Source organism: Streptomyces jumonjinensis (genome assembly GCF_009600885.1).
Lineage (GTDB): Bacteria > Actinomycetota > Actinomycetes > Streptomycetales > Streptomycetaceae > Streptomyces > Streptomyces jumonjinensis.
In genome coordinates this window covers 1-17590 of the sequence record NZ_VCLA01000171.1, presented here as the reverse complement: position 1 = coordinate 17590, position 17590 = coordinate 1, and the positions used below count along the sequence as shown (strand labels likewise).

The window sequence follows — 17590 nt, the reverse complement described above, 5'->3', positions numbered from 1 at the left end:
CAGGGGTGGGAGATCCGCTTCGTGTCGAGGATGAACACGAGCGAGCCGCGGTGGAGCATCTGGCAGGCGATGCACCGCAGGGTCACTGACTTGCCGCCGCCCGTGGAGGCGTTGACGAGGATGTGAGGGGATTCGGCGTCCAGGTCGACGGAGACGACCCGGCCGCCGGCCCCGATCCCGATGACCGGGGCGGACTCCGCCGCCTTCGCGACCAGCTCGCGCGTCTTGGGGTTCCTGAACGCGGCCTTCGCCGGGGGGGGCGGCGGGTCTTCTTCACCAGGACGTGCGGCTTCCGGCCCGCAGGGTGCCAGGAGAAGGTGACGCCCTCCAGGGCGAGCTTCTGGGTGATGACGTCGGCGACGACGTCGCGGGAGAACCGCAGGTGCGTGGGCAGGTCGACCCGTATCCGGGCGTCCTCGTCGGAGAAGTTCTTCGGTATGTGGAGGTAGCGGCCCGTGTCGGTCTGATCGGCGATGCCCAGCGGACCGGCGAGTGCCTGATGCAGAGGCTCGACCCACTCCCGCCGCAGCTCGCGCCGCTCCCGGGTCAGCACCCCGTACGCGATCCCGCCCACCGCGGTCGCGGACCCTGCGGTGATCCCGCCCGTCTCCAGCGTGGCGAGCACCTGGTCCCGGTTCTCCCACAGCTCACGGACGGTCCGCTCGGTGGCATCGAGGTCCTGGGTGGTCAGGTAGCCGCTTCCACCGATCGCTCCCCCGACCGCCATGCGGGAGGCCAGACGCTGCCACCCCGCCCGGTACGAACGACTGGGCACCCTGCCCTCGGTCTTCGGCAGGATGCGGGTCCCGGCCCGCCAGAACGTCGCGTCCGTCCGGCGGACCCCGTCCAGGTCACGCCCGGCCAGGATCTTCCCGATCCCGACCACCAGCGACCCGGCCGTCTCCTCCACCTGCCGGTCGAACCTGCTCTGCCCCATGGTTGTGCCCTCTCAGCCGTGCTGTCGATGTCCGGGCACCCAACACCCAGAAGCGGACACGACCGTAAAACAAGGGACCTGTGCATAGATTTCAGCGAATTCCGGGGCACTTGTGGATAAAAAATCCGACCGGAGCAGACAGGAAGGCGGCGGCTACGGTGAGGTGAATCGTTGAATTTGAGCAGGGAGTACCCATGGGGTCGGTGGCGAGAGAACGGCTGTGTGACTGGGTGGTCAACAAGGACGCGGTGTGGGTTCACGGCGACCGGATCACCGACGGTCGTGTTGCTCTGGACATGCGGCTGATCGACGGTCTCGACCCGGACGTGGTGCACAAGGACGGGCAGTGGCGGATCCGCAAGCACACCGTCCCGGTGCATCTCGGCGACGATCACCCCGACCTCACCGGCGTCCTCCCGGCCCCGGGCCCCGGCTGGAGCCCGGTGAGGTGGTCGAACTGGACCACGGGCGGTGTGCGGATCGGCGCGGTCGACGGGCAGCCGGTCGCGGTCGACCACGCCTGGCTGTCCCGCCTCCCCGACGGCTACCGCATCGAAGGGTCCCCCGACCACGACATGCTGCGGATCGTCACCACCGAGCCCGCCCCCGCCCTCCTGACCGGTACCCCGCAGCATCTGGTGGTCGGCGTCGTGGTCCCCGTGAACACCACGACCGCGCAGGCCGGAGACAAAGTCCTGCGGGCCATCGTCGACGAACTCAGCGCTGCACCGGCGGGCCGCCTCTGACCACGGCCGCTGGGTGAGGTCAGGGCCGAGGGGACCTCATCCGGCGGGCCGTTCTGGATCCAGCCGGTGCCGTGCGCTACGGACTGTTCCTGGTTCGCCGTCCGGCGGCGGCGAGAGCGCGGCGGAGGGTCTGGGTGCGTTCCTGATGGGGGATCGAGGACGTCTTCGCTCTTCCCTGGATGGTGCTGACTCGGCAGCGGGCGCCGGGGCCGGCCTGGCAGCGGGGGCAGGTGATCTTCAACCAGAGGTCTGGCGGGACGGCTCGTGTGTTCGGGCTCTTGTAGGGATTGCCGGTGCCGCCCCGGGTTCGCGGCAGGGCTGCGGCGGGATCACGGGGTGCCCGGCGGGCGGGTGGGTCTTCTGCGGGGCACTGGCCGGCGGGGTGGACGGGTTTGCCTCGGACGCCCTGGCCCCGGCCTTTGTCGGAACGTCCCTCGATCGGGTTGCCGCACATCGCGCAGACCAGGGGCCCGCGTCTGCGGGACTTCACCGTCGGCGGGCCGGCGGACTTTCTCGCGGGCTGGGCAGGCAGCGTCTCCCGCGTGCCGTCGGCCCTGGTCACCGTGACCGCGGAGGCCGGTGCGATGTCGTAGGAGCGCAGCTTGGGCGTGGCGGTGTGGGTTTGTCCTTTGCGCCCGCCTCGGCCGATTCGTCGCGTCATGCCGGGAGCGTAGAACCAGTTGCGGCCCTGCTCCCGGCAATCCGGTCCTGTGGCGCGGTCGGCAGCATGTCCGCTCTGTTTCGGGCCGGGCGGCTGTCGAGTGCGGTGCGCAGTCGCGTAGCGATCTGCCGGTACGGCTGGACGAACTCGGGGTCCTGGAGCCGGGCGGGCTCGGGAAGTTCCCTGTGTGAGGTGAGGCTCCTCTGCGTTGTCCAGCCGAGGGTGCGCAGTCCGGCGCGGGTCATGTCGCGGTCGATGCCCGCCAGGTACGCGGCGTCGACGGGCAGTGTCCGGTTCGACTGCCAGACCACTCCGTCGAGCAGGACCGGCAGGTGGGGTGAGCCGAAGAGGAAGGAGAGGCAGCGTTCCCGCAGCACGGCGGCGCTCTGCTCGGGGTTCAGCGGGATGCCTCGGTCTTCGAGGGTGCCGGGCAGCACGACCCGGCAGTCGGTGTGGGGGAAGTCGTGCACTTCGGCGAGTACGGCGTGCGCCGTGGCCATCTCCCGGTCGGGGTAGGCCCATCCTCCCTGGGGGAGGATGACGATCACGTCGTATGCGCCGCGAGCGTCGCTCACCGCTGCTTGCAAAGGGCCGCGGTCCCTCTGCGGGAAGCCGCGGTTGCCTTCCTTCGTCTGCCCGCGGGTCTCCCACAGGCAGGTGTGGACCACCAGGGCGCCGGGGCACGACGGTGAGGTCCACAGCGTGGTGGTCTTCGGCTCGGGCGGGGCGGGCGGCTCCTGCTTCCTTCGGCTGCGGCCGGGGTGCCGGAAGTTCCACATCCAGTGGTCGTTGGCTTCCTCCAGCAGCAGGACGCGCTGCCCGTTGTGTGCCCAGGCCGCCGCGATCCCGCCGACGAGGGGGAAGAGGTTCCCCGACCGTTCGGCCAGGAACCGCACAACGTGAGCGCCCTGCGGGGCGTCCGTCTCATCGGTGCGGGCGCGCAGTGCCTCGGTGTACTTCGTGCCGCTGCGTGCGTCGTTGCGGGCTTTCTGCGCGGCGGTGTGCTGCTTCTTCGGCATGACGTATTTCCCCTGCCGGCCGGGCCACGCCCCCGATACCGGCTCATACGACTGCCACAGATACAGGGCGAGCGGAGAGAGCTGGGAACGCGGGCCTCGAAAGACCTTGACCACCCACACCCAGGACGGCGTGGACCCGGGAGCGGCAGTGATCGGCAGTACGCGGCTGGCCGGACAGGACCCTAGCGAACACGGCAGCGCGTTCCCCAGTTGACGGCCCCGTAGTTCCCCCGAATGGTCCCGCACGCGTGCACCGGATGCGCTCGGTGCGGTGCATCGTGCGCGCCCCGGGGAGTGCACGACATCGCCGGGCACGGTGCGGGGCGGGTGCACAACATCGTCACCGCGGACACCGGATGCCGGGATGCCCCGTACTTCACCGCCGGCGGCGGCGCAGGCGCATGGTGCGCCACGGGTTCGGCCGGCCGCCGGGGTACTGCCGGGAGAACCGGCGCGGGCGTCCGGCCGGGGGCGGTTCCGCCACCGGGTACAGCGCCCGGCGCAGCCGGGACGCGTCGGCGAGCTGCTCCAGGCGCTCGATACGCCGGTCCAAGTCCTCGGCGAGCTGCTTCAGGTACTCCGCTGTGACGCGGGGCAGAGTCGGATCAGCCATGCGAGCCTCCGGCGCTCAAGAAGGGAATCGGTTCCACCGCACCCTCGCCTCTCCCGGATGGCCGCGGGGGCGGGCGCCCGGCCGCGTCCCGACAGCCGGCACGGTGACTTCGGTCCCCGTCCCGCCAGGCGGTCTCCCGCTGCCCGGCAGCAGTACCGCCGGGCGGCGCGACAGTCCCGGCCGTCACGGCTGAACTCCCCGGCCCTGGTTCTGGCCGTGGTCGTGGCCGGGCTGCTGCGGGTGCTCGTGCTCCTGCCTGCGGCGCGGGGCGGGCCGCTGTTCGGCGGCCGGGCCCGGGAGTTCCCCGTCGGCCAGTGCACGACGGCCGGCGTCCGCTTCGGGGAGGCTGCGTTTGCGGGCCTCGGTGGCAGCGGTCAGTTTGGCGAGGGCAGCGAGGCGTTCCGGGGCGGTCGTCCACGTCGCCGGGTCGGTTGTCCGACCCTCCGCGTACTCCTGGGGCATCGCCGCCTGCTGGTGGGCGTGGACGGCGACGGCCCGCTGTACCGGGGTGAGTACGGCGTCCCGGTCCGGGTGGTCGACGGCGTGCGGCGGACCGGCCGCCGCCCGGTCGTCGTGGTGGTGACGGTCGTCGGTGTGCGCGGGCGGCGTGGTCGCGGCCGGGGCACCGTCCCGCACCGGAGGGGGCGCGGTGCGGGCGGCGCGGATCGCGTTCTGCAGGGCGAGGCTGGCGACTTTGGCCCGCTCGTACCGGGTCGCCGAGCGGGGTTTGCCGTCGGTGCCGGCGATGAACCAGCGGGCGGGCCACGGGAAGTCGGCGGTGTAGGTGATCAAATCGGGTGCCGGGGCACGGTGCCCGGGCTGGGGGACGGTGAGCCGGCGGCTGTGGCGGGCGAGGGCCTGGTCGGCGATGTAGTCATCGAGGCCGGGCGGGTAGGCCCGGCCGCGCAGGGTCTCCAGCAGATGACGCCGGGCCTCGGCAAGGACGTGGCGTCGGGCAAAGGCGTTGCGGACGGCGTAGACGACGGCGGCGACATCGAGCGCGGCAAGCGCGGTGTCCACCAGCGGGCGCACCCGGGCCCGGATCACCGCGGCGGCGGCGCGGCAGCGTTCCAGCAGCCCGGCGATCACCGCCTTGCCGAAGTTCAGGATCGCGGACGCGCGCCACCACGCCAGCAGCTGCGCCAGAGGTTTCGGAGTCTTCTTGTCCGGGCGGGTGTCCTGCGCCGCCCACCAACCGAGTCCGTGGCGGGCGCGCTCGTCCGGCAGCCGCCCGTGCTCCTTGACGTACTGGTCGGTGATCGTCTCCAGAGCGTCCTCGATCCGCGCGCGGCGGGTCGACTTCCACTCGATCAGCTCGGTGTCGACCCCGGCTATCTCCATCACCGGCCGCAACCCGGGCGTCACCTCCCGCGGCACCGTCGCCAGACCGAGTTCCTCGCACACCTCGGTCGTGATGGCGAGGGTGTAGAGCGTCCCCGCGGCCACCGCGTGCCGGTAGAGGCGACGGGTGTCGAGCGCGTACCAGGAGCCATCCGCGCGCTGGGCCCGGTTCAGGATCAAAAGGTGGTGGTGGAGCAAGGGGAAGCCGTCGCGGTTGTCGAAGTGCCGGAACGCCGCCACCACCAGGCCCGGCGGCTTGGCCCGCTCCCTGCCCGAGGCCCAGCGGATCTCCGCGACCTCGTCCTCCAGCCACCGCAGCACCTTCGCGACGGCCCGCGCGTGAGCCCGCTCGATCACCTCCCGGGTGTGATCGTCACCCAGCACCCACAGTACGAGCAGCGACGCCTGCGGCCGGACCACGAACTCCAGCCCGAGCAACGGGATCGCGTCCCGCTGCTCGATCTCCTCGACCGGCTGCCCCAGAACCGTCGCCAACCGCGCCGCGGCCGGGGTGACCCCGTCGGCCAGGCGCTCCCGCTCGATGCGGTCCGCATCCGGATGCCGCATCTCCCCGAACAGCAGCTCCAGCTGCCGTTCCGTCACCACCGCCCCCGCGGTCAGCCCGAGGCCGGGCAGACCGCGCCCCCACCACACCCCCGGCGGGATCCCCGCCCGCTCCTGGGCGTCCCTCAGCGACTGACCGACCGGACGACGGCCATCCCCGAACGCGACTCCGCGCACGAAGTACCGCCACGCATTACGCCTCTGAATCTTCGCGACACTCAGCATCACCCCAGAGGACACCCGCTCTGACCTGCGGAAAAGCGCGATCCCGTGAGGCGGGAGGGTTCACCGAACGTTCACCGCCCATCCCGTACCGCGGGAGCCAGCGGCGGCGTCACGCCCGCCGGGCGGACACCGACCGGGCCATGCAAATGCTGCGCGGCACACGCCTCACCAGCCTCAAAAACAGTAAGCAGACGACTTTATCGCCACAACGCGTACACCTACGTACCGCTCCTCCACCGGCGAGGCGGACGCGGCGGACGGCCTCCGGGCTTCGACAAAGAGCGATGCAAGAGGCGCAACACTGGCGAGCGGGCGATCAATAAGCTCAGAGCCGTCGCCACCCGCTATGACAAGCGCGGGTACGTCTTCCTGGGCACCGTCACCGCCGCCGAACTCTTCATCTGGCTCCGGTCATGACCAATGAAGCAGGCGCTAGGTGATCAGGTACGTCAGCCGCCTGGAAGACGTGCAGTCTCTTCTGCTCAGACCAGGGTGGAAATGCAGAACGGGTGGCCTGCGGGGTCCAGCAGGACCCGCCACCGGTCGGGGTCCGGCTGGAAGTCGGGCTTGCCGGCCCCCAGGGCGAGCAACCGGGCTTGGGCGGCGTCCAAGTCGTCGACTCCCAGCTCGATGTGGGCCTGCTTCCCCTGGGCAGGGTCCGGCCAGGTGGGACGGCGGTAGTCGGTCAGCCGGTTGAATCCCAGCCCGGCCGCGCCCTCCTGGCCGAGCAGGACGAAGTCGTCGGTGGAGAAGACGACGGGCAGGCCGAGGGCCTCGCCGTAGAAGCGGGCTAGCTCGGCGGGGTCCGGGCAGTCGAAGGTGACGGCCGAGTATCGGAACGTGGGTGCGGAGATGTTTTCCGTGCTCATGAAGAGGACCCTAGAGCGGATCCAGGACAGATTCGGTCCTGGTCATGTGGAACACTCCAGAACGTGATCAGCGCATCCGCTCGCCTGCTGAGACTGGTCTCCTTGCTGGCCGCCCGGTCGTCGTGGACCTGTGGTGAGCTGGCCGACCGGATGGCGGTCACCGACCGCACGGTGCGGCGGGACATCGCCAAGCTGCGGGAACTCGGCTACGCCGTCGAGTCTGCCCCGGGACCATGGGGCGGTTACCGCCTCCGCGCCGGAGCCCGGGTTCCTCCGCTGATCCTCGATGACGAAGAAGCACTCGCCGTGGCCGTCGGACTGCGCGAGGCCGCGCTGAGCGGTGCCCTTGGCAGCGACCAGGCCGCGTTGTCTGCGCTGCTGAAATTGCGACAGGTTCTGCCCCAGCGCATCGCCCACCGGCTGGGCGAGATGGACGACGCCTTCGTCCACACCCCCAGACCCGACGAGCCGCAAATCAAGCCCGGCACGCTGCTGGAACTGGCCGCCGCGTGCCGCCGGGGCGACCGTGCCCGACTGTCGTACCGCGACTGGGAAGGAAAAGTCACGGTTCGGGATATCGACCCGTACCGCCTCGTCCACACCGGCCGCCGATGGTATTTCGTCGCCCGGGACGTGACGCGGGGCCAATGGCGAACCTTCCGAGCCGACAGGGTCGACCGACTGCAGCCGACCGGGCACCCGGTGGAACTCATCGACCCACCCGACCCGGCGCTGCTCGTCTCCCGCTCCGTCGCGACCGGCCCCTACCCACTGTCTGCCACGATCCGTCTCCCAGTGTCCCTGGACGAAGCACTGCGGCTGATTCCTGCGACGGTCGGCGCCCACCGTCCCGAAGGCCCCGACGCCACGATCGTCGACATCGGCGGCCCCGACGCGGACGGGCTCGCCGGGTACCTCCTCAGCCTGGCCACACCCCTGCGAGTCCTGTCACCGGACGCTGTACGGCAAGCCCTGCTGCGTCGTACCCGGGAACTCTTCGAGGACAACGCGAACGGTCCTGGTGGTGACGTGCAGGAAAACGAGCGCCGAACCCCGATGAACAGCACGACGCGCTACTGATCGGGCCTGTTCGTAGTGCGAAGCGACGGGCCGAGCAAGAGGCCTCAAGCGCTCGGTCGGCAGCGGGCGAGTGGAAGGCGCGGGCAGAGGCGCTGGGTGTGAAGGGCATGAAACTGATGTCGGCTGTTTTGGCCTGCCGCCGTGTCGGGTTCGCGGTCCGCGTCGAGGACTCGCGGTGGCAGATCACTCGCAGCACAGTGGACCTGGCGGAGAACGTGGGCTTTACCAACCTCACTCTGGGCACCAACGAGCACCACCCGGTCAAGCGCAGCGAGTCCCGCAGGTCCGCCGCCGACATCTTCCAGAGCCTTCTCGGCATCCCGCGGCTGTGCGCGGGACGTACCCCCGTCACTCTGGAGCTGCTGATCCCAAGCCCTTGCACTCCACTGGTGGCGTGCAAGGGCTTCAGGGCCGGTCTCTATACGTCCGCCAGGAGGCTGGTGGAGACCTGCTGGAGGATGGCCGCCAGCGAGGAACGCTCCTGCCGGGTCAAGGTTCCTCTCATGTCCGCGATGACGTCGTCCACTCCGCGGCTGATCTTGAAGTAGTGCAGGATGAAGGCGCTGCGCTGGGCTGGCTCCAGACGTGCGAAGGCCGCCTCCATGAGGGCTGCCCCGTCGGACCATGGCATTCTGATCTGAGGTTCGTCGTTCGCAGCACGAGGGTCGGGGACAGCCATCGTCGCCGGTCCCGTTCTCACGGTGCTCGGCGCGTCGGTCGTTCGGTTCATTACGGCGTAATGATCGCTGGTCTCCTTCGCGGACACGGCTGCGGTTTGCGCGGATTCGGCCTGGCCCTGTCGGTCAACAGGTGATTCCCTGTTCGGTTCCGTCTGGGGTCTGCCGGACTTCTTCGCTGTGCTCTGGCGCTTCTTCTCCTTCAGACGCTGCAAGTGCGCCTCTTGCTCTTCCGGCTTCTTGCTTCCAACGCTCCGGAGCAGTTCCGCAGGCTCCTCGCCTGCTTCGAGCCTCCGCTGCAGTTCGGGAGTCAGGGTGAGGAGCGCAAGGCGCTGTGAGACCCAGCCCTGTGATCTGTGCAGGCGGGCGGCCAGTGCCTCCTGCGTGCCGTGTACCTTCATCAGCTGTTCCAGGGCCCGTGCCTCGTCGAGGTGGTCGAGGTCCTGCCGGTGGATGTTCGCGACCAGCGCTGATTCCAGTATTTGATCGGGGTTGCTGCCGAGCGCTTCGTCGAGCATCACCTTGATCGTGGGCAGGGCGGCTTCCCGCGCCGCAGCCAGGCGGGAGTTGCCGTCGATGACGACGTACTTGCTGCCCGGTTCCAGCTGGTGCTCCTGGCCGGGGTTGGCCTCGACGTAGGCGAAGCGGGACATGATGCTGATGGCGGTCTTCTGACCGTGGTCGCGCAGGCTTCCGGCGAGCTGGGTCAGGTCGCCGAGTTCGGACCGGGGGTTGGCCGGGTTGAGGCTGATGCTGTCGACGGGCAGTTCCACCGGGGGGAGTGTGCCTGTGGTGGGTGCTTTGGTGGCGTCGTTGATTGCCTGTCGGCGCGGGCTGACGGTCCGGGCCTGCTGGAAGGATGCGCCGCTGCCGAGTTGGGATGCCTTGCTCACGAGATCTCCCTGGCCAGGGCGCGCATTGCGACGGACTGCCCGCAGCGGGGTGCGTAGGCGAGCAGCGGGCGCTTCATCCGTACGGCCTCTTTCTGTTCTTCAGGTCTCCGATGAGGCCGACGACCCGCGGATCCTTTATCTCCATCCAGTTCTCGAGGGAGGAGGTGGCGATGTAGCCGCGGCGGGCGTCGTAGTGGTTGACGACGATGCCGAGGTAGTCGAGTTCTAGGGCCATGTCGCTGCGGAGGTCTTCGATCTGTGAGGTCAGCAGGCCGTAGGCGTCGGCGGAGCTGTCCTCAGCCTGGACGACGACCAGCACTCCGGAGTTGCCCGGCTCTTCTTCGGGGCGCCTTCGTCCGTAGTACGCGGCGGCGTCCATGCTCAGGCCGAGGCTTGGTGGGCAGTCCACGAGAATGGCGTCGTAGTCCTGCTCAAGGGGTGCGAGTGCCCGCTCGAGCGCGGCTTCGCGTGCGCGCACTCCGGAGAGTTTCACGTCCAGGAGGAAGGCGTCTGTGCACGCGGGGAGGAGGTGCAACCGGTCACCGAAGAGATCGTCTTCGACGGTGACGACGAGGTCGTGGATGTCTCCCTTGCCTTCGCCGGCCATGTGTTTGGTGAGGCTGTCGCCGTCGAGGGGGAGAGGCTCGTGACCGAGCTGTTTGGTGAGGTGGCACTGGGGGTCGAAGTCGACCAGGAGGACGCGCAGCCCGAGTCCTGGAAGGTCCTCGTAGTCGAGAGGGTCGTCGTCAATGGCTTCGGTGCCTGTCTCGGCGTTCGCACGGGCATCCGCGAGATACTTGGAGACACGGACGGGATGCAGTCGCTCCGGGTCCTCAGCGAGCGCTTCGCCTGTACCCGCTGTGATGGCCGTCTTCCCGACGCCTCCTTTCTGGTTGCAGATGACCAGGCGTCTGACGACGACGGGGCGCTGTACGTGGGGTGCCGGGTTCTTGTCGAGCCAGAGCTGGACGGACTGAGACAGTCCCTGGACGAGTGAGACGCCGCGGGCGGCGCAGTCGGCGCGGAACGCTTCCCATTGGCTTGGGGGAAGCCAGGTGGAGAAGGACTTGGCGCCTGCGGTGTCGATGGGGGAGAGGTTCGCGCCCAGCCCGCGCCATGCCGTGATGCCGGCCTCGACCGCGTGCTGGATGTCGATGCTGTGTTGAGCGGTGCGGATCTTCAGTTTCTGCTGCAGCCCGGCTGGGAGCTTGGATACGACCTTTTCCCGGTCGCCTGGGTTGGGCGATGTCATGGGGATACCTTACTAACACTCAAGATCGTCTGATGCGACGACGCGTTAGCAAGTGGAGACTTCGATTGACTGCAACCGGGGCAAACAGGAGCAGCTTCCAGTATTACGCCGTAATGGAGGCGCGCTGAGCGACCTTGTCCGGCAGCTACGCGGACCGAGCATTTGTCCTGCCTCAGCGAAGCTTCACCGGTCTCACCGAAGATTGACGACTGGCCTGTTCGTCTCATCGAACTTTGACCAAGCAAGCTGGCTGGTGTCCCGTCGCATCGAATCGCGGCTTATCGCAGTGAGCTGAGTATCGAACGTGCGGTGTACGGGGCTGGGACAGGTTTGAGTGAGACGGTGTCCCGCTTTGGGGTGGCTCTTGTCTCGCTACAGGTGTGTCCCGTCTCTGTCGAACTGGTCCGTGTCTCAAGAGGTCCGGTCCGATTCGGGTTGGCGGACCAGATCGCTTGAGACGAGCAGGTCAGATGCAGCGCACACCTGTTCGCCACGTCCGTGAAGTGCGTTCGCGGACCAGATCGTCTGAGATTCGCCTCAGCCGAGCGTCTCACTCGATCTGGTTGCCGCAGGTCAGCACCATGGCACCGAACCAGATCATTTGAGACGGGACAAGGTGACTTGTCTCATTCCGGTGGACATCGTCCTGGTGTGGATGATCAAGGGGAGCCGCAGAGCGGCAGGGGCAGGGCAGCTGATTTCGAGGTGGCCTGGGTTCAAGGCGGGGTCAAGGTCCGCGGATCGCTGGCGGACGGGCCGGAGCTGGCCTTCGAGAAGGTCGCTCCGGTACGTGAGTTCCCGTCGAGAGCAGTGGTGAGCCGCTTTGGCAGAGGTGGAACCGTCGGCTCGACTTGCTGGGCGAGGACCAGTTCGGTGATCCCCACCGTCCCTCCGACGCACGGATCGAGCTGGCCACCTACCCCGAAGCCGTCGCTCTCAGCGGCCTGTTCGCCTCGGCATTCTGGCGAGACCATCCCCAACTGCCGACCGAAGCGGCACAGCGACTCAACATCGCACCCCATCAGCTTCCGCTGCATGAGATGGTCGTCGCCACGATCGGGAAGGGGCGGTGATCTCACTGCCCGCCTGTCAGTGTCGATCGTCATCATGGGAGACATGACCAACCCGAACTTGACCACCGGTGGTATCTGGCGGCTCCACCACGGCGACAAGGAGATTGCCCGGCTGACCGTGACTGGCGCCGATATGCCCTGGACGCACGCCGATGTCGAGACACTTCCTGGTTTTGAAGAGTTCCGTCCCCTCTTCAGTGAGCAAGAGCGGGCTGTCGACGAGGAGGACTGGGAGCGGGCCGATGCTTGCTACATCCAGATCCGCAGTGCGCTCACCCTGACGTTTCCCGACAGCGGCCCGGTCGCCGAGTTCATGCTGCACATCCACGACGACGGCACCGCCGGCTGGCGCTGGCACGACGAGCCCTTCGACGCGGTGAACCCGTGACGACCTGGGTTCGCTGCTTCTGGGGCGAGGAGGCCGTCTGGTTCTACTTCGAGCTGGACGCCGATGGCTATGTGATCCGGCAAGTCGAGTTGCAGGAGCCAGGAAGCAAGGCTCTGACCGCTGCCTCGCTGGCCGAGTGGCAAGAAGCCCAAAGAGACGGTCGGTCAGCTGAGTACGAGAGCGTCTACGGTCTGACCGCGGAACCACCCATCTCCGAGTGGGAAGGGCACGACCCGCAGTCGTTGTCGGCCGATGAGTTCGAGATCGTTTGGTCGACCGCCCGCGGTGAGCTTCAGGATCGTCAGCGGCGCCCCTCTTCCTGAGCACGTCCATTACTGCGGCTTCCGACCAGGAAACTGTCATCTCCAATGCGAAACCGGCCGCCAAGCGTCTCGCCAACCTGACAAGGTCCTGCTCAGGCGGCATCACCCTCGCCATGATCCATGAGACGCGCCAACCGCACCGCCCACGGGTCTTCGCGACGCCTCGGCGCTGCCCCCAGTAAGTCGCAGTTGAACCTGTCACCCCGCAGGTCAACGGCCTCGCCCCTGCAAGATCGAATGAGACGGGACAGGGGTCTCGTAGATCAGGCCGCGTACCCTCGGCCGCGTGCCTCGCCATTCGAAGAAGCCCCGCCGGCTGGTCGCCAACGGGCGCGTGTACATGTGGACGATGCGCCACAGCCACCGAACCGCCGGCCGGTCCGTGGACTGCCGCCAAACCCTGACCCTGTCCCCGCAACCGGCCGGCACCGGCGGCCCGCTGCGCATTGTCTTCGCCGCCGGCCCCGGCCGGGACGTCCCGGGCGGCGCCCCCTTCGGCTCCGGGGACGTGGGCTTCATCCGGGGTGAAGACCTGAACCTGCACGAGCCGGGCGCCGTCCGGGCTTTGCTCGACGTGGCGCTGGCCGGTGGGTGGCAGCCAGGGGAGCAGCGGGCGGTAGAGGTCGACGGCTGGTGCCTGCTGGAGCCAGCGGCCGCCGCGCGAGCCGGGGACGCCGGCCCCGAAGGCCGGTAGCGGGTGGCTCCTCTTTGCCTGACTTCGTTGATCGTGGGGCGAGCCCACCACCGCACGGCGATCAAACTTTGGTGAGACTGGTCAAACTCCGTTGAGACGCGACAGCATTACGGCGTAATGACGAGACGCCACACGTGGCGGAGCATTCAAGCCAGTCAGGCCGGCTGAGTCAGGGAAGCCTCGACCAGAGGAAGACGCCGCGCTGGGAGGGAGCGCGGCAGTGGCGCTACTCGCCCTCGGGGATGAGCTCCAGGACCTTCCCGACGTGGCCACGCACGACCCGGTAACGAGGCTGCTTCTTCTCACACTTGGGCCAGCCAGCCTTGCGCGCCTGCTTCACATCCGATCCGGCCGGGACAGTTGCGGGGAGCTGCTCAAGATCGTTCTTGCGCAATTACGCAAGAGCGATCTTGAGCAGCAAATGCAAAAGTGGCCTCTGCCGCCCGGACTTTTAATCCGGGTGGCAGAGGCCACTTTGGTGTGTTCAGGTGCGAGCCCGGCATGCGGAGGCCTCGGCCTTGTACGGGACGACGTAGCTCTCGTGGTCGCTGACGTCGAACGGCGCGTCCGCGGTGATGGTGAAGCCGGGGATGATGGTGGCCCTCTTGCCTTCCAGCGCGGTGCTGAGGCGGTCGGCGTCGCGGGAGGCGAGCCAGGTCTGGGTGTAGGGCCCGAGGCGGAGCAGGCTGTAGCTGGTGCCGTCACTGCAGCGGGCTTCGACGTGGACGCTGTAGTGCGCTGGGGGCATGCCGACGTCATCGGGAAGAGGCAGGCCCGCGGCAGCGTGGGTGAGCATCGCATAAGCCGGCTGCCAGACACCGAGGATCGTGGTCGTCTCGCAGCGGAGCCAGCCGTTGTTGGTGTAGCGGTGGGCGGCGGCGTGCGAGGTGTCGGGGTGGGGCAGGGTGACGGCGATCTGGTCGGGGCCATGGTCGTCACCCGGGCGCGTGTGTGCGCGCTCGATGAACGGGCCCACTCTCACGGCGATGTCCTGGGCGCGGCCGAGTGTCCAGGGCTCGGGCTGGCGTACGGCGACGAGCATCGCGCGGAACGCGTCGACGACGGCCTGGTCCTCGGGGGAGAGGGTGCCGGGCGCGTGGCCGCAGCGGCGAAAAAGACAGCGCTTCAAGGTTGCCTCCTGGGTGAGGGTGGTGTCGGGCGTCTTGAGTACGTGTGGCAGGTGGGCATGGAGGTGCTCGACTTCGACCTCACGGCCGCGGTCGCGGAGTGCTCGGGCAAGCAGTTCTGCAAGTCCGCTGACCCTTTTCCGGACTCAGAGAACGCTTCGTTCCAGCAGGTGCCGTGGTGGCTCAGGCGACGTAGCCGCTTGGATCAGTTGATCGCGCGTGTGAGGATCGCGCGTGGACACCCGCAAGGGCGCTGATTGGACGCGGAATCGTCCGTCGGAAGCTAGGAAGGGGCACCGGAAGTGTTCGCTGGGGGAACTGCGCGGCTGCGGCTCTGTAACGACGGTGAGGCGCTGCTGGAACTGACTGTGGAGCCCTGGGCAGAGGTCCATCAGATCCTGCCGACACAGACCTGCGTCGTTGTCCCCCACTCGCCTTCAGGGGATGGCTCTTGGTCCGGAACCCTGCAGGCTGACGAGCCGTTCCAGGTCGACCATCGGCCCGATTCAGTCACGGTGTGGGTCAACGGCAACTGCTTCCACCTCGGTGACGAGGAGGGCGACGCGATCGACACGGCCGACTGGCAGTGCCCTGCCCGGGGCCCGGCCTCCTGACAGGAACCCCGAGCGGCGAAAGCTCACATGCCTGCTGGTCTCAGGACTCGCGGCACGTGGACGCCGCTCTCCTCAGCCAGCTCCCGGGCAGCCGCCGCGCGGCTCGTCTCCCCGGGGTCGACGTGGCCGCCGGGCAAAGCGGGCGGGTTCGCGAATTTCTGGCCGCTCAGTCGCGCGAACCCGCGCGTTAGTGGGCAGCAGGGCGCTCTGCACCGACGAGTTCAGGGACACCCGCCTGTCATCCGGCCTTGGGGAGTATCGCCGTGGCGGGTAGCGGTTGGGTGTTCAGTTTGCTGAACGGTCCGTACGGAGCCGTGTGAGGCTGGCAGGCTGTGGCGGGTGAGGGGTGACTGGCTGGGGAAGTTCCGTCGGGAGCGGCGGGTGCTGGCGCGGGTACGGCGGGCCACGTGGCGGTTAACGAGCTGCGAGCGGAGCCAGCGACTGGCTGAGCCGGACCTCGGTTACGCCGAGTTCTGCGCCCGGACCGGCACGCCCGCGCAGTCCATCCGTCAAGACGCGGATGCCTGGACCGCCTATCAGGCCGAGCTCTCTCGCCGCGGCGAGAGAAACGAGAACCCATACACCGTGTACAACCCGTTCCGCCCCGCGCGCGACTGACCCCGCACCTCCGTCCCGCCCCGCCGCTACCCGCCGGGCAGCAACCCGGCACTCTTCCCTCCTGGAGCCGCCACCCCATGAGCACACCCTCGCCGTCGGCACCGTACTGGCCGCACTGCGCCCACGGCGCCGACCCCACCGATCCCGTCGGCTGCCGCGGCATCCAGATCCCCGGCCACACCGCCTGCCTCGCCCACCTGACCGACACCGACCGCGACACCTACCTGGCCGGCTTGGCCCCCGGCGCCGACATCGACCACCGCGGTACTCCCTTCACCGAAGACCTCCTCAACCGCCTCCTCAACACCGTCCGCGACCCCACCACCACACACCCCCACCTCGGGACCGCCCGGTTCGGCGGGGCGCGGTTCTCCGGCCCCGCCCGGTTCAGCGAGGCGCGGTTCTCCGGCGACGCCTGGTTCAGCGGGGCGCGGTTCGACGACGGCTGGTTCGTCGAGGCGCGGTTCTCCGGCGAAGCCTGGTTCGACTGGGCGCAATTCTCCCGCATCGCCTGGTTCGACCGGGCGCGGTTCTCCGGCGATGCCCGGTTCGGCGGGGCGCGGTTCTCCGGCCCCGCCCGGTTCGGCGGGGCGCAGTTCTTGGCGGCTTCGTGGTGGGGGCCTGTGGTGTGCGAGGCGACGGTGGATTTGTCGGGTGCGGTGTTCGAGGCGCCCGTGACGTTGGAGATCGCGGCGAGATGGGTGCGGTGTACGCGGACCCGTTGGCAGTCGACCGCGACCGTCCGGGTTCGTCGTGCTTCTGTGGATCTTGGGCATGCGGTGTTGGAGGCCCCTCTCGCCGTCATTGCCCATCCCACCCCGTTCACCAGACCAAATGTCGGAATCCTGGACGAGAGCGGGCTGCCGGGGAGTGGAGCGGTGCGGGTGGTGTCGGTGCAGGGAGTGGATGCGGCGCATCTCGTTCTGACCGACACAGATCTGTCCGACTGCCTGTTCTCCGGGGCCTTCCACCTCGACCAGCTCCGGCTGGAGGGCCGCACCACCCTGGCTTCCACTCCCACCGGCTGGCACCGCAAAGGCATATCCCCGGTCCGCTGGACCCGCCGACGCACGCTGGCCGAGGAGCAGCACTGGCGGGCGCAGACCGCCGGACAGCCCGCCACACCGGTCGGCGCCCCGCCCGAGCCTCGCCGGTGGCGCACCGGCCCGCACCACCCCCACCCCGCCCGGACACCCGACCCCGACGACATCGCCCCCCTGTACCGGCAGCTCCGCAAGGCGTTCGAGGATGGCAAGAACGAACCCGGCGCCGCCGACTTCTACTACGGCGAGTGCGAGATGCGCCGCCACGACCGCACCGGCACCCCGAAAGCCGAACGCCGCCTGCTGTGGGCCTACTGGCTGCTCTCCGGCTACGGCCTGCGCGCCGGCCGCGCCCTGGGCTGGCTCGCCGCCGCCATGCTCGGCACCATCGTGCTGCTGATGGCCTTCGGCCTGCCGACGTCGTCCCCGAAACAGGAAGCCACCGGCACCGTCCCGGCGGGCGGCGGCACCGTCACCTTCATCATCGACAAGCAGGACCCTAAGAACCCCACTGGGGACAGGTTCACCAGCAAACGCTTCGACAAGGCCCTGAACGTCACGCTCAACTCTGTGGTCTTCCGCTCCAGCGGCCAGGACCTCACCACCACCGGCACCTACATCGAGATGGCCTCCCGCATCCTGGAACCCGCGCTCCTCGCCCTTGCCGTCCTCGCCATCCGTGGACGCATCAAACGCTGATCACCCGACCCGAGAGTGTTCAGCAAACTGAACACCCAACCGCTATCCACCGAGCCGATACTTCCCAAGGTCGTCATCGAGGGATGGGGACGTGTCAGGGATCTTGTGTAAGTCGGTTGGTGTCATTGGATGCT

16 protein-coding genes and 3 pseudogenes are annotated in these 17590 nt (G+C 68.7%); 9 read left to right on the top strand and 10 right to left on the bottom strand.

Annotated elements, in window-relative coordinates:
* The coding region (locus FF041_RS39410) for a hypothetical protein (protein WP_407698197.1) at positions 1–122 on the bottom strand (122 nt) is incomplete at its 3' end.
* The gene (locus FF041_RS39405) at positions 83–937 is read right to left on the bottom strand and encodes a hypothetical protein (protein WP_153525087.1); all 855 of its coding nucleotides are present in this window, start codon (positions 935–937) and stop codon (positions 83–85) included. The genes FF041_RS39405 and FF041_RS39410, both read right to left, overlap by 40 nt.
* A gap of 194 nt (positions 938–1131) precedes the next feature.
* Here FF041_RS39405 and FF041_RS26140 point away from each other — a divergent pair, with 194 nt between their 5' ends.
* Positions 1132–1683 (top strand): hypothetical protein, encoded by a 552-nt coding sequence (locus tag FF041_RS26140; RefSeq protein WP_153525086.1) that lies wholly within the window; start codon positions 1132–1134, stop codon positions 1681–1683.
* A 419-nt stretch (positions 1684–2102) separates the two neighbouring features.
* Positions 2103–2276 (top strand): hypothetical protein, encoded by a 174-nt coding sequence (locus tag FF041_RS26135; protein WP_153525085.1) that lies wholly within the window; start codon positions 2103–2105, stop codon positions 2274–2276.
* Positions 2277–2340: 64 nt separating this feature from the next.
* Here the strand turns inward: FF041_RS26135 and FF041_RS38160 are convergent, their stop codons facing one another.
* From FF041_RS38160 to mobF, 3 genes are all read right to left on the bottom strand, one after another.
* On the bottom strand, positions 2341–3363 hold the full coding sequence (locus tag FF041_RS38160) for a hypothetical protein (RefSeq protein WP_194292182.1): 1023 nt from the start codon (positions 3361–3363) through the stop codon (positions 2341–2343).
* A 376-nt stretch (positions 3364–3739) separates the two neighbouring features.
* Positions 3740–3976, bottom strand: coding sequence for a hypothetical protein (locus FF041_RS26125; RefSeq protein ID WP_153525084.1), 237 nt, complete (start codon positions 3974–3976; stop codon positions 3740–3742).
* A 183-nt stretch (positions 3977–4159) separates the two neighbouring features.
* A complete protein-coding gene (mobF, locus tag FF041_RS26120) occupies positions 4160–6106 on the bottom strand; it encodes a MobF family relaxase (protein ID WP_153525083.1) in 1947 nt (648 codons plus the stop codon).
* Positions 6107–6343: 237 nt separating this feature from the next.
* Here mobF and FF041_RS39400 point away from each other — a divergent pair.
* A pseudogene (locus tag FF041_RS39400) lies at positions 6344–6523 on the top strand (IS5/IS1182 family transposase); the annotation flags it as partial.
* A gap of 65 nt (positions 6524–6588) precedes the next feature.
* Here FF041_RS39400 and FF041_RS26115 read toward each other — a convergent pair.
* Positions 6589–6975: a VOC family protein gene (locus tag FF041_RS26115; RefSeq protein WP_153525082.1), complete on the bottom strand. Its 387-nt coding sequence runs from the start codon at positions 6973–6975 to the stop codon at positions 6589–6591.
* Between the two features lie 63 nt (positions 6976–7038).
* On the opposite strand from FF041_RS26115, the gene FF041_RS26110 reads away from it, so the two are divergent.
* The gene (locus tag FF041_RS26110; RefSeq protein WP_323392748.1) at positions 7039–8055 is read left to right on the top strand and encodes a helix-turn-helix transcriptional regulator; all 1017 of its coding nucleotides are present in this window, start codon (positions 7039–7041) and stop codon (positions 8053–8055) included.
* A 418-nt stretch (positions 8056–8473) separates the two neighbouring features.
* Here the strand turns inward: FF041_RS26110 and FF041_RS26105 are convergent, their stop codons facing one another.
* Entirely contained in the window at positions 8474–9625 is a 1152-nt protein-coding gene (locus FF041_RS26105) for a ParB/RepB/Spo0J family partition protein (RefSeq protein ID WP_323392746.1), read from the bottom strand.
* Positions 9622–10877: pseudogene (locus FF041_RS26100) on the bottom strand (AAA family ATPase). Before FF041_RS26100 ends, FF041_RS26105 begins: the two are co-directional and overlap by 4 nt.
* An 851-nt stretch (positions 10878–11728) precedes the next feature.
* On the opposite strand from FF041_RS26100, the gene FF041_RS38155 reads away from it, so the two are divergent.
* The 4 genes from FF041_RS38155 (at position 11729) to FF041_RS26085 (ending at position 13355) form a co-directional block, all read left to right on the top strand.
* The gene (locus tag FF041_RS38155) at positions 11729–11950 is read left to right on the top strand and encodes a hypothetical protein (RefSeq protein ID WP_194292181.1); all 222 of its coding nucleotides are present in this window, start codon (positions 11729–11731) and stop codon (positions 11948–11950) included.
* Between the two features lie 43 nt (positions 11951–11993).
* Positions 11994–12338 (top strand): hypothetical protein, encoded by a 345-nt coding sequence (locus FF041_RS26095; protein WP_153525109.1) that lies wholly within the window; start codon positions 11994–11996, stop codon positions 12336–12338.
* Positions 12335–12661 carry a hypothetical protein gene (locus FF041_RS26090; RefSeq protein ID WP_323392744.1) on the top strand — a complete coding sequence of 109 codons (327 nt, stop codon included), beginning with the start codon at positions 12335–12337 and terminating at the stop codon, positions 12659–12661. The genes FF041_RS26095 and FF041_RS26090 overlap by 4 nt, the downstream gene beginning before the upstream one ends.
* Before the next feature lie 286 nt (positions 12662–12947).
* Entirely contained in the window at positions 12948–13355 is a 408-nt protein-coding gene (locus tag FF041_RS26085; RefSeq protein ID WP_323392742.1) for a hypothetical protein, read from the top strand.
* 484 nt (positions 13356–13839) lie between these two features.
* Here FF041_RS26085 and FF041_RS40140 read toward each other — a convergent pair whose 3' ends face one another.
* Positions 13840–14484: a hypothetical protein gene (locus tag FF041_RS40140; RefSeq protein WP_153525080.1), complete on the bottom strand. Its 645-nt coding sequence runs from the start codon at positions 14482–14484 to the stop codon at positions 13840–13842.
* A gap of 641 nt (positions 14485–15125) precedes the next feature.
* A pseudogene (locus FF041_RS26075) lies at positions 15126–15236 on the bottom strand (NUDIX domain-containing protein); the annotation flags it as partial.
* Positions 15237–15791: 555 nt separating this feature from the next.
* On the opposite strand from FF041_RS26075, the gene FF041_RS26070 reads away from it, so the two are divergent.
* A complete protein-coding gene (locus FF041_RS26070) occupies positions 15792–17456 on the top strand; it encodes a pentapeptide repeat-containing protein (RefSeq protein WP_153525079.1) in 1665 nt (554 codons plus the stop codon).
* The last annotated feature ends 134 nt before the right edge of the window (positions 17457–17590 follow it).